This window comes from Piscirickettsia litoralis, from assembly GCF_001720395.1.
GTDB lineage: Bacteria > Pseudomonadota > Gammaproteobacteria > Piscirickettsiales > Piscirickettsiaceae > Piscirickettsia > Piscirickettsia litoralis.
Genome location: NZ_MDTU01000001.1, coordinates 433306 through 445784 on the forward strand (window position 1 = coordinate 433306; position 12479 = coordinate 445784).

The 12479-nt window shown below is 37.1% G+C and carries 12 protein-coding genes, 2 tRNA genes and 1 pseudogene; 7 read left to right on the forward strand and 8 right to left on the reverse strand.

What is annotated here, in order from left to right:
- Positions 1–178: 178 nt before the first annotated feature.
- From BGC07_RS02025 to BGC07_RS02050, 6 genes are all read right to left on the reverse strand, one after another.
- Complete coding sequence (locus BGC07_RS02025; RefSeq protein ID WP_069311761.1) at positions 179–1003, reverse strand: hypothetical protein; 825 nt, start codon at positions 1001–1003, stop codon at positions 179–181.
- Positions 1004–1351: 348 nt separating this feature from the next.
- Positions 1352–1735, reverse strand: a complete 384-nt coding sequence (locus BGC07_RS02030; RefSeq protein WP_069311762.1) for an Hpt domain-containing protein — start codon at positions 1733–1735, stop codon at positions 1352–1354.
- 230 nt (positions 1736–1965) lie between these two features.
- Complete coding sequence (locus BGC07_RS02035) at positions 1966–3414, reverse strand: methyl-accepting chemotaxis protein (protein WP_077216704.1); 1449 nt, start codon at positions 3412–3414, stop codon at positions 1966–1968.
- Positions 3415–3745: 331 nt separating this feature from the next.
- Positions 3746–4156: a hypothetical protein gene (locus tag BGC07_RS02040; RefSeq protein ID WP_201258095.1), complete on the reverse strand. Its 411-nt coding sequence runs from the start codon at positions 4154–4156 to the stop codon at positions 3746–3748.
- Between the two features lie 14 nt (positions 4157–4170).
- Positions 4171–4593: a hypothetical protein gene (locus tag BGC07_RS02045; RefSeq protein ID WP_069311764.1), complete on the reverse strand. Its 423-nt coding sequence runs from the start codon at positions 4591–4593 to the stop codon at positions 4171–4173.
- Entirely contained in the window at positions 4583–5383 is an 801-nt protein-coding gene (locus BGC07_RS02050) for a hypothetical protein (RefSeq protein WP_069311765.1), read from the reverse strand. The genes BGC07_RS02045 and BGC07_RS02050 overlap by 11 nt, the downstream gene beginning before the upstream one ends.
- 346 nt (positions 5384–5729) lie before the next feature.
- Here BGC07_RS02050 and BGC07_RS02055 point away from each other — a divergent pair, with 346 nt between their 5' ends.
- Positions 5730–6731: a YHYH protein gene (locus BGC07_RS02055; RefSeq protein WP_069311766.1), complete on the forward strand. Its 1002-nt coding sequence runs from the start codon at positions 5730–5732 to the stop codon at positions 6729–6731.
- A gap of 88 nt (positions 6732–6819) precedes the next feature.
- Here BGC07_RS02055 and BGC07_RS23780 read toward each other — a convergent pair whose 3' ends face one another.
- Entirely contained in the window at positions 6820–7002 is a 183-nt protein-coding gene (locus BGC07_RS23780; RefSeq protein ID WP_139121731.1) for a phage holin family protein, read from the reverse strand.
- 190 nt (positions 7003–7192) lie between these two features.
- On the opposite strand from BGC07_RS23780, the gene BGC07_RS02060 reads away from it, so the two are divergent.
- On the forward strand, positions 7193–7417 hold the full coding sequence (locus BGC07_RS02060) for a hypothetical protein (protein ID WP_069311767.1): 225 nt from the start codon (positions 7193–7195) through the stop codon (positions 7415–7417).
- A gap of 176 nt (positions 7418–7593) precedes the next feature.
- Here the strand turns inward: BGC07_RS02060 and BGC07_RS02065 are convergent, their stop codons facing one another.
- Positions 7594–7929 carry a hypothetical protein gene (locus BGC07_RS02065; RefSeq protein ID WP_139121585.1) on the reverse strand — a complete coding sequence of 112 codons (336 nt, stop codon included), beginning with the start codon at positions 7927–7929 and terminating at the stop codon, positions 7594–7596.
- A gap of 951 nt (positions 7930–8880) precedes the next feature.
- On the opposite strand from BGC07_RS02065, the pseudogene BGC07_RS02075 reads away from it, so the two are divergent.
- The 5 genes and pseudogenes from BGC07_RS02075 to serA all read left to right on the forward strand — a co-directional run bounded on the left by BGC07_RS02075 (position 8881) and on the right by serA (position 12283).
- Positions 8881–10099: pseudogene (locus BGC07_RS02075) on the forward strand (YihY family inner membrane protein).
- Between the two features lie 38 nt (positions 10100–10137).
- Positions 10138–10213: transfer RNA gene (locus BGC07_RS02080), tRNA-Gly, on the forward strand.
- Positions 10214–10218: 5 nt separating this feature from the next.
- Positions 10219–10295: transfer RNA gene (locus BGC07_RS02085), tRNA-Asp, on the forward strand.
- A 103-nt stretch (positions 10296–10398) separates the two neighbouring features.
- Positions 10399–11061, forward strand: a complete 663-nt coding sequence (locus BGC07_RS02090) for an HAD-IB family phosphatase (protein WP_069311770.1) — start codon at positions 10399–10401, stop codon at positions 11059–11061.
- The gene (serA, locus tag BGC07_RS02095; protein WP_069311771.1) at positions 11051–12283 is read left to right on the forward strand and encodes a phosphoglycerate dehydrogenase; all 1233 of its coding nucleotides are present in this window, start codon (positions 11051–11053) and stop codon (positions 12281–12283) included. Before BGC07_RS02090 ends, serA begins: the two co-directional genes overlap by 11 nt.
- Positions 12284–12479 lie beyond the last annotated feature (196 nt).

A 12479-nucleotide genomic window follows, 5' to 3' on the forward strand; every position in this document is an offset into this window, starting at 1 on the left:
CAAGCCGATTAAATACCCTAAGAGAGCATTATTTTTGACTCTATCGCTTCATCTACTTACGAACGAGACAGCACTTGAAATTAAGGGAACTAGACTTTCATACTAACTATAACAAACGACTTGAAAAACAAGATCAATTAAAATTAACAACTTATAAATAACCCAACAAAGCGATAAATTAATTTTTAGAAAGAAATAATTGAACTTGCTCTAAATAATAAATTTGCAAATACATTTCTACCTCCTTCTTAGAACTTAATAAAAGATCATTTTTAATTCTCTCAATATTATTTTCAACAGTGCGCACAGAACGATTCAAAGCTACCGCTAGTTTTTTTTCGCATCTAGCCCCAACGCAATAAATTTGCAATATTTGATTTGACCTTTTGTCAATCCTAACATTTTTTTCTAAGTAGTCAAATGGTGTAAATCTATCTACCGTTGCTTGCTCAAAACCAGCACTAGAATAACTTTTATATTTCCCATAATAGAACTTATATTCAAACACCATAGGAAAAATCTGATAAAAATAAATGACTAAGTTATGAAGAACATGGTATGACAATAATAATGACCTTTTTCCATTGTCACTATATTTTATTAAAAACGTAAATGTATCTTTATATACACCTAAATCATACTCCAAAGTCACAGACTGTAGGCCATCCACGTCCCACCCCATTTCTTGAAAAATTTTTCCTTGAACGTCATTAGGATAAATATCAACACGATCATAAATAGGTAATATATGGCCATAACATAAAAGTGGATCATTTCCTTCAACAACAGATCTAAATAACTTATAAACCATCATCCGATCTAAGGTTATCACGGATGCACTCTCATCATCATAAACTCTAACAAAAGTAAAATTAACAACTTCATAGTTAATCAAAACTCTATCAATTAAATTCTTAATTGGCTGTGAGTACTGTAATGAACTTTCATATAACCGAGTAAAACCTTCAGAAGATAAAAGGCTATTGCTAATATTTTCTAACATTCCAGAAACATCAATTTTTTTGCATAGTTTTCTCTAATCATATAAAAAAATATGCTAAGCAAAGACAAAGATACCACAAAAACCAATATAAATATAATTGGCAAGTACGAAGAAATTTGCAGCTTTAGATCAAAATATACATTAAAGCTATCTGGCGTTTATTCAACCATAAAATTATTAAGTTCTGATAAATATTTCAATATAAAAAAGATACAAGCCATATGTAAATATGGACAATAATAATTTAATCAAATAAAAATAGGTCTTTTCTAGTACACACCAAGACTTTATTGTCTCAGAGCATATCAAGATCATATATGTTAACTTTGCACATGCAAGAGCAGCGAATTACTTTTTAGCAACAAATTTTAATGCTGCGATTAGTTTCGGGTTTGCCGGCTCAGCTTCTTTGAGATTATAGAGTTCATCAAGCATCTTTTTCAGTGCATCTATCGATAAGTTAGCAAGCTGCAAAAGCTTTTGATCAGGTTTGACTCGACCTTTACGAAACACCTCTAAAACATCTTCGATGGCATCACAAAGATGTTCTAACTCAATTGAGCCAGCAATTTTAGCATTGCCTTTGAGAGTGTGCATTGCCCGAAACAACGAGTTAACAATATCAGCATCTTGCGGACTTTCAGCAAGTCGATCTACTGCTTGAATAAGCTCACTGATCAAGTCATTACATTCATCCCTAAAATAAGGTAAATCTTCCTGATCTAAATTCAAATCATAGTCCTTCAGAGTGATAGCCCTATATATAAATGATAGCTTGTTTTAGAAGTCAATACGACCTAAAGTAGCACTCCTTTGCAATAAAAGATAAAAATTTAGCCTAAAAAACAATTGCCCAGAGCCTACTTGATTATATTCCACAAGTAATTTATATTCGATCATAAAACAATTTGATCGCTGTTATAAATTAGATATTCATTAAATAATATCGATAAAACACAAAATCAAATCTTAAATTGACTAGTGTTACTTCTTAATTGGTCAGATATTGAATTTATACTATCTACAACCCTCTTCAAGTCAATCATGTCATGATTAACATTCTCAGATTTTTCGTTGATATCCTTAATATACTGCTGAATCTCTTTTGAACTATTAACTTGAATTTCTGTTGTCTTGGCTATTTGCTGATTGGATGAACATATAATGTTTACTTGTTCAGAGACATCTTTTAGTAAATCACTCGCTTTTAGTGATTTATCAACTCCTTCCTTTGCTTTCTCAATCGCTTTATTCATAGTTGACACAGATGATTTTGCAGCACTTTGTAGCTCCTCAGTTAAGTTTTGAATTTCTGTCGTAGACACCTGCGTTCTTGATGCAAGTGTCCTCACCTCATCAGCAACCACAGCAAAACCTCTACCTTGTTCTCCTGCTCGGGCAGCCTCAATTGCAGCATTTAAGGCAAGTAAGTTTGTCTGTTCAGCTATACTTTTTATAGTTTCTAAGATCTGATCAACATTATCAGTATCCTTTTCAAGCTTATCCAACATCTTGGCTGTATTATCAACTTGCTCAGAAACATCAGCAATTGATTCCTTTGTATTATTTACTTCATTATGCCCCCGTTGGACCATATCGTTCGCTTCTTGTGCTTTTTTGGATGTTTCTGCTGTTGTTGCTGCAACTGTTTTTATGCTCTCGATAAGTGAATTTGTTGATGCTGTTGCTTTTACGATGGATTTTTCTTGAGACTCCACACAATCGCTCGAGTTATTACTGCATTGAGTTAAGCGTTCAGATACTTCTGTTAATGTCCCAATACTTGCAACAGTATCTGCAATATTTGCTTGAATTTTAGCAATGAAGATATTAAACCAATAAACAAGATTTCCAATTTCATCTTTTCCCTTATACTCAATTAATTGCGTAAGGTCTCCGTCTCCTTCAGCAATTTCACGTAAAGAGTCCGTTACTTTGCCAATGCTTGATGTAATTGACCTAATCACAAATATGCTGACACATATGACAATTATTAATGTAATTATCCCCAATAGCACCCCTTGTAATAAAGTTGCTTCAGCACTTGCTTGCGAATCAGAAATCACATTTTTAAACTGTTTTTCACTATCTCGTTTAAATGTTAGTAATGCTTGCTTTAAAGTCGCAAGAATAGCATTGGCTTTTTGGGCAAGGGGAGTAATTTTATCTAGTTCTTCGCTCCCTTCTATCATTTTAATTGCCACTGTTTTAGAGACTTCAAAGTATTCTTTTGACAGCTTTTCTATAGATTCAATGGTTTTCTTTTTTTCTGGCAAAATAGCCTTTATCTTATCTAGCTGAACTCTCAGTAGTTTAAATTTTTTATCGGCTAGATCAAGCTGATCTTCTTCCGAAATAATAACAGCAGTGCGAATACTTTCTTCGATTTGTGAAACTACCCCTATAGACACAGTTGCTGCGTCTAAAACTGGGTATTGCTTTAACTCTAAGTTTAAAAGTTTTACATTTATTTTCTTTGATACTTAACCCATTCATCAATAAAAATATAGCAAAAATAACAATAGAAATCAGAGCACTAATTGCTATCTTATGAGATATCTTCAAACTAAGTATCATATTTCGACCTTAAAAATCAGCTAATAAAAAATAAATGACTCTTTATTAATTTTAGCTGGTTAAAGCAGAGAACGTATAAAGTAATACAATTATGCTAACTTCAAACTAACTTTATATTCTGCTCTAAATAGTAGGCAAGTTTAAACTTCAGCCCTTTTATAGTGATTACCTGTAAACAATTTTCACTTTACTTGTAACCTTACTTTCATCCACAAATCCAATTGCATTTTTGTGTGACGCAACATAACTAACTACAGCACTTTCAGATCCTACTTCTTTCGGAGGTTTTCCCTTACCGGTAAAAACCCTTCTCGCCCAGTAAGACTTATATTGGTTAGCATTTTTACCAACAACCCCAGACAAAAATTGATTTCTTGTTTCCTGACCAGATTTCAGGTTAATTGCCTCAACCTTCTTTCCTCCTAATTTCTTTGATTTTCCTAAGTATATTTTTTTAACTTGTGCTTTAGTTAATTTATCTGGTCCTGCCGGATTAGCAATGACAACAATTTTAGCATGAACATAAGAAGTTAATGTTGTTAATGTAATTAATATCGAAGCAACTATTTTTTTCACGTCTAAACTCCTCATTAAAAAATTGCATTTAAAGCAATTGAATACACGGTGTCATTTTCCTCTAATGTACCACCAGATAATTTTTGAGCTAAATTTCCATTTAAGCCACCGGTTGTATCCCCAAAATCATCCAAATAAGTTACATCCGCTTTAATCGCAACAAATGAGTTTAGATTGTATTTTAGTCCCAAGCTGTAGGCGTTACGTTGTCTATCGCTATACGCTTGAATTGCTGCATTTACAAGAGGATTAGCGTTGATACTTTTTCTATCATCATCATCTGTAGACTCTGTTCTCGCATAATTAATATATGGCATAAAGTCACCTAAGCGATAACCTAGTGTCACATAACCTGAAATGGTATCTGCGAGTAAGCCTGTGTCAACGGTAATTTTCGTGACTTCTGAGACAAAAACAAAATCAGAATCATATTTCACGCCAAGCCCAAAAAAGCTGCCCTGTTAGGCCTGTCACAGAAGGATAAACAGATATTGCACCTTGTACTGCTGAAGTTAAACTTGGCCCCATTTTCCCTTGAGCAAATACTCCTCTAAAGGTCCAATCATCCATAGTATATGCTGCAGCAAGACCCCAAACATTCCTAACCGTATCATTCGTCCCCAAAAATGGCTGAAAGGATAAATTTGATTCCTCAAACTCTATATCATATGTCATATCAAGCCCAGAAATTGAGTTTGTGGGCACTCCTCCATAAACCTCAACAGGAGGACGAATCCATGGTTGAGCATAACTAACATCCAAATAGTCCGAGTACATAAAAAGAGGAATTCTATATTTACCGGCTTTGACTTTAAATCCATTCTCAAACATATAACTTAAATAAGCCCATTCGAACTCAGGTTTCCAGTTATTTGTACTATCTCCTCGAGCCACCAACTGAGCAACCGCTTGCATATTCTCAGTCAAATCGAAATTCCACTGTAAAGCAACCAAGCTACCATTATTGACGCTAGTTTCTTCTGTAAAACCAGCATAATCAGCATCATTGCTCGCTTTCCCAGCCATAACAGTTGCAAAACCATTAAAACTAACTTTATCTGCCCAACTTTCTCCCTCAGAAGCACTACTAAGTTCATCAACTTTTTGCTCTAAAATATCTAATCGTTCACTTTGACTTGTGCTTGCAAACGAAGGTAAGTCCATGCTGAATAAAGTAATGAATAATGGCAATAAAGATTTAGATAAAGGGTACCCTTTCCCTGACATTTTTTTACCCCTAAAACGGCCTAAGCTTAATATGGCTCCATATTTATTAGTTAAGTAGATAACTAATTTTTTTCCAGCCTTATTTCTGCCACTGTAAGAGATAAGACGACCAAATATTTCTTCTAACTCACAACCACCTTCGAACCACTTTTCAAATGCACGTAAAGTCCAATGAAAGTATAAAACTCACCCTATGTAATATTTTACTTTTGTTTCATAGGGTTACCTGTAACAACTAAATATTACAGTCTGCATAATGATTTTGAGTTAAATTTTCGTAATTAGAGTAGGCGGGATTAAATTTTGCCGATACACTGGAGTAAAAATTGAGGATGATTGCTAAAATATGAATAACTTAATAGTCATAGGAACTCTCAGTTTAATTTCTGTTTCTCTTATTGCTTGTGCCTCACCACCATACCGATCAAAAACTACACCTTATCAAGTGACTTCGAATACAGGTAAAGACATCACAAATGCAATACTCACTAAACGTAGTGATCATTGTGCAGACTATGTTGGGCAATACCATGCAACCGCCAAAGATCATCATAATCATCAGCAATATCAGTCTTATTTAACAATTATTACTGCGGGCAATAAATGCATTTTTACCAGTAATGCAATCCCTAACCATACTTATAATGATGGCAAAAAAAGCTTCCCAAACGATGTAACTTCCCAACATCAAACTTATCAAATTACTCAATCTCCAACATTCGCAACACACACGACACCAATTTCATTACGTCGAGATAATGCGATTTTCTTAAATGGCGTTAAAGTCGACCTTCTAGCAGCAGGGTGTTATGGTGTTGGCGATGGACGCATTGGCTGCAATAATATGAGTCAGCCCTGGCGTTATGATCCTGTTTATATCTTTAGTATGATCACAACAGATACTCATAATGCTCATGCACAGCCCGATGGAACTTACCATTACCACGCAACACCCAACGCACTATTTTCAGTGCAAAGCAATACTGCCTCGCCGGTGATCGGTTTTGCCGCTGACGGCTTTCCAATCTTTGGCTCACTTATTGATGATCATGGAAAAATCCGTGCCGTTAAATCAAGTTATCAATTGCGCGCGGGGACACGTCCCAGCGGTTCAGGAAATCCTGGTGGAAAGTATGATGGTATGTTTCGGGATGATTATGTCTATGTTAAAGGCTCAGGTGACTTAGATGAATGTAACGGCATGACAGTCAATGGTATTTATGGCTATTATATCACCTCAACATTCCCATACATATTAAACTGTTTTAAAGGAACGCCTGATTCCTCTTTTAACAAAAAGCGCCCAGGACACCATCGTCACCCTAAGCCGCCGAAGAGGCGACCTTAGTGATAAAATCTTAAGAATTACCCACGTAAAAGACCAGTTTTTTCGTCTTGAATCAGAATGTTAATAAATAAAGCTGTCATCTATTTTCCTATTTGTAAGCAAAGTAGCCTTTTATAATGTTTAAGATGAGCTGCATAGAATTTGCACCCATATAACCAGACAGCCCGATCAAGCCTACGGTCATTGCATTGTTCAAGTTAATTGCTACACAAAAATAATGCGTTATAACATCAGCGAACTCAGAGCAATGCGAATACACAATAAAATCGATTGCCGCAAACTTCCCTTTAGTTTCGCTTAGGTATTTTCAGGGAGGGTTACCCAAGCAGACCAAGTCATTTTAAAGTATGGTTATTAGCAATCATATTTTTTCTTAATAACGTTAACTTTTATCTATACTTCTGAGAGTGGCTGTGCGAAGGTATTACTAAGAACAACAAGTAAGAAGGATAACTAGTTTTATGCTTTCAAAAATCAGAACCCCTCTTATAGTTACAATTGGTTGTGTTGCTATTTATTTCATAGTTTTGCTCTTCCAGAGTTATAATCCATTCCCTCTTAACAAAAATCAGGAAAAAGAGCTGCTGGGCTGCGAAAAACTTGGCAAACAAGCCAAAGAGTTATGTATTGACAGAATCCATGCGATGAGCGAACAATCTAAAAAAACCACTGAAATTAAAGACTAAATCCTGCGCACCTTATATAATTTCCTATAAATTTTGAGGCATAAAAAACCAGCCAGAGCTGGTTAAAAATACAAAATCAAACGTAGGATTCAAAGGAATGAGAAAAGCCTATGGTGGAGATTTATGTTCTTTTTAAGAAAAATAAACCTTCATAAAAAATAATTTTCGACCTAACTCTAAACAAGTTCAAATTCACTATCATCTACTACCTCAGTTAATTTTTTGCTTGCTAAGTTAAAAAATGGTGTCACCTCAGCTTTTTCTATCGCTTCATAGCCTGGTTCGAATCTATGCAGGCCAATAGACTCACTCGTATAACTCTTTACTTGAGGGTGGTGAACGACAACTGTATCGCTGTTCCAATTATCTAAGACTCTTGGAGCATGCGTTTTTTCATACTCATCTAGGCTATTAACACATCCATTTAAATTTTGGCATAGATTTTCTCTAACTTCACTTTCACGCCAATCAAAGCCTTGATAACCCATTAATTGGCTCGATAACGCTAGCAAAGATAATTTGTTAATTTGTATTTGAGGATCAATCGAAGACTTAATCGGACTAATTTTGCTAACTAAAACTGCAACCTCCTCCTTAATTTCGCTGCTTTTCGATTCAACTAGATCTGTAGCTTCAATTTTTTAAAGAGATTAATAACCTATTTAGTTTATCCTTCATAGATTCAGTTCCTTAATGAGTTTAATGGCTAATGTTGAATCTCTCAATGTAGCATAGATTGGGTCATAACGTTTCTTCTGCTTCTGACTAAACGACATTTTATAAATGCCTACAAACTCCGAGCTTTCTTTATCCGGCCCGACCAAACCCAGCACCATTACAATGCTTACATAGCTTCGAACCCCAGTGAATGATATATCCTTTTATTCCTCCTGCCCCCCTGGAATCCCACATGATATCTAGCAAAAACATGTTTAGACGACTTACACTCATTAGCTATGCTTTCTCTAACTCTATACTTCTGGCTTACAGTTATTTGCAGGATATCATCAGGTAAATATTTCGCAATGAGGCTTACAATCCTCATCTGCATGTCACTCTTGAGGCAATTGAATTGATTACTAAATTAGTCGCAGCATCGCATGAACGAATTAAGGCTCTGAAAAAATTTGCAAACCAAATGATCTAAAACATACACATAGCCTTCACCAAATTAAATAGTTAAGTGCACTATCGAGAGTGACTGAATAGACCCTCAAAGATTATTTGATCAAATCGCACAGCCAGCTTAGATTTGCACGAAAATTGAGCCAAACCGCGCTTTAGGCTCAGTGCTCCTGGTTTGCAAAATACTACGACCGAGTAAAAGCAAGATACCGTAGCAGAAACTAAACTTTAGTATTATGGTATATACAATAATAATTAGGACGACCCATCAACTTGCTTTAAGCTTTCTATAATAATGAGGAAAAATGCACACTATCACTCAAAAGCTCTATCACCACATGCAACAAACATGGTCATTTATCCTCTGGCTCTGCCGTTCCTTCAAACAGACAGGCTGTGTTTATCGCGCTGCTGCACTCACTTTCACGAGTTTATTAACCTTAGGCCCACTCATGATTGTGCTTTTTGCCATACTAATGTCAATCCCGGCCTTTCAAGAAGCCAGCCTGAAATTACAAGAATTTATTCTGAACAACTTTGTGCCATCAGCAAGCAGTATTTTACAAGGTTATATTTCAAGCTTTCAAAAACAATCGACACAAATCCCTGTAAAATCAATCTTCTTTTTATTATTTATGGCTATCTTACTGTTTATGAACATAGAGAGCGCCTTAAACGATATTTGGGGGATTAAAAAATCGCCGCCCACTGATGCACTCACTCTTGTTATATTGGGCCTTATTGACGTTGGGACCAATTGTTCTCGGCATCAGCCTCACTGCGGCTTCGAGTATCTTGACGTTAAAGTTTTTTCATGACCCTTCGGTCATCACCCACGGTGCGCAATTACTCTGGCTGACCCTACCTTTCTTAAGCTCAGTCGCCACACTGACGTTTTTATATATGGCGATCCCTTATTGCCGTGTCAAGTTTATTCACGCCTTAATCGGTGCGGTTTTCGCGTCCATTTGCATAGAAGCAGCCAAACTTGCCTTTGCCTGGTATGTCACTGACCATATGGCGGTTTATAAAATGATCTACGGCACCCTTGCCATATTGCCAATCTTTCTGATTTGGGTCTACTGGTCTTGGTTGATCTTCTTACTTGGTGCTCAAATCGTCAACGGCTTACGCTTTCAACAAGGTCGGCAGATAAGTCCCTCTCTCTCTCCTTTTAACCTGAGCCTACGGCTCTTATACCAGCTATTCCTAGAGCAGCAAGAGCGGGGTCAAGGGCTTTCTATCAAACAGTTACAAAAACATCTTTCAAGCATCCCTCTAAAAGACCTCACAGATACAATTATCCTCCTAGAAAACCAAAGTTATATCGCCCAACTCAATGATGAAAGCTATATCATTACCCAGCCGCTAAGCCATTTAAGCTTATTAGAGCTTTACCGGCTTTTCCAAACTCAAATGAGCCACAATGAAAAAACAGGGATTCAAGCTATAGACGACAAACTTACAAGTCTTGCCAAGCAGTCAAAAACCACACTAAACCAGCCTTTGCAGCAGCTCTTTGAATCTTCGATGAAAAAAGAAGAAAAAAGCTCTTGACGCTAGGAAAAAATCACGTATAATTCGTTTCCAGTTGCGCGGGAATAGCTCAGTTGGTAGAGCACAACCTTGCCAAGGTTGGGGTCGCGAGTTCGAGTCTCGTTTCCCGCTCCAAACTAGGACCGGTAGTTCAGTTGGTTAGAATGCTTGCCTGTCACGCAGGAGGTCGCGGGTTCGAGTCCCGTCCGGTCCGCCAACTTCCCTTCTTAGATCACGCTAAAAATAACTCGCCATTTTTGGCAACACCCGTATAATACCCTTATTCTACATAATATATATTAAGAAAGTTAACGCTCACAATGACAACTCATGGCACGTTACTTTTCGACTTTGATAGCACATTGATCAGCTGTGAAAGTTTAGATCTTTTCTTTAAGACCAATCAAAACGATCCAACAGTCTACAAGCAAATAGAACGAATCACTCACCTCGGCATGTCCGGCAAAATCAGCTTTACAGAGTCTCTTGCGAAACGTCTCGCACTACTGGACACAACATCAGAAGCACTAAACCACTTTGCGACGACTCAGTTAATTTGCCATATTACGCCGAATATACCCAAATTAATTAGCTGGGCGCAAAACTACTTTGATATCTGGATCGTCAGTGGCGGCCTAATTCCATTCATCTTGCCTATTGCCGAGCAACTAAATATCAATAAAAGCCATATCAAAGCAGTTGAAATCAAATGGCACAACCAAAAAATCCAGCCCAATAATACCAATGGTTTTGCAACAGATAAAGTTACAGGAGCCAAATCTTGTTTATCTGCCTGGAAAAAGCCTGTGACAATTATTGGCGATGGCTATACTGACTTTCAACTTTTCCAATCAGGTATAGCTCAAAATTTTATTGCTTATTGCCAACATATCGAGCGGCCTAATATCATTACAACAACAGAGTATAAAGCCTACCAACCCGAAGATATAAAACAACAGTTGGAGTTATTGTATGGAGTGTAAACGTCCTGAAGATTTAAACGTTCTTTTTCTCGAAGGTATTCATGATAGCGCGCATAAAACGCTGCATGATTTCGGTTTTAAGAATATTAACTGCCTTCCTACGGCTCTTTCAGAGGCCGAGTTAATTAACACTCTCAAAGAGAAAAAAATTGACCTAGTCGGCATTCGCTCTCGCACTCAAATTAACGAAACTGTACTCAAAAATGCACCAAACCTTAAAGGCATCGGTTGCTTTTGCATCGGTACTAATCAAGTTAATTTGCCCTTTGCAACAGAATCCGGCATCCCCGTTTTCAATGCTCCCCACGCAAATACACGCTCAGTTGCAGAACTTGTTATTGGCCTATCTATTATGCTACTTCGACAAATTTTCCCAAAAAGCCATGCTGCTCACCAAGGCGAATGGCTAAAAGCTGCTGCAGGTTGTCATGAAATACGAGGCAAATCACTAGGGATTATTGGTTATGGCCATATTGGCTCACAAGTTTCAGTACTCGCCGAATCTCTCGGCATGAATGTCATCTATTACGATACGTTAGCTAAACTGCCTTTAGGTAATGCTAAACAAGTTCCTAGTCTGGCAGCATTATTGCAATCTGCTGATATTGTTTCTCTGCACGTACCAGAAAGCGAAGCAACCAAATACTTAATCGCTGAACATGAACTCGGCCAAATGAAACCCGACGCTATTTTAATCAATGCCAGTCGCGGCCATGTGGTCGATATCGACGCCTTAGCTGCTGCTTTAAAAGCAAAAGAGCTAAAAGGTGCTGCTCTTGATGTTTTTCCTACAGAACCAAAAAGCAATGACCAGCCATTTGATTCACCACTACAACGCTTAAACAATGTGATTCTTACCCCACATATTGGCGGATCAACAGAAGAAGCTCAATTAAATATCGGCACAGAGGTCGCTTCTAAATTTATCCAGTTTGCCCGCTATGGTCATACTCAAGGCTCAGTCAACTTCCCATTACTCCAACTTTCTCCGCACCCTAAAGCCCAGCGTATCCTGCATATTCATAAAAATATTCCAGGTATGCTCGGTCAAATCAACCATGTTCTAGCTGAACATAATATCAATGTCGCCGGCCAAAGCCTGGAAACTTTCCAAGCGATCGGTGCTGTACTGCTTGATATTGAACCACCCGCTACCGAAAAAATCCTCAAACACTTAAAAGCAATTGAAGGAACAATCAAACTTAGAGCCATCTTAAAATAAATAAGTAATACCCTTATAAAGTTGGCCTTACTGCCTACATCATTAGAAATAGTTGAAGAGCAAAAATGGCCAAGTCATACAGTTTGAATCCTTTCTTAAATGTTCGGCCCTTTTGTTCCATCCCCCCTCCTATTCTTTCATTTTTTGAAATTAATAATCCGCTCAAACAGTATTTTCCCACCCAAAGATCAATCAA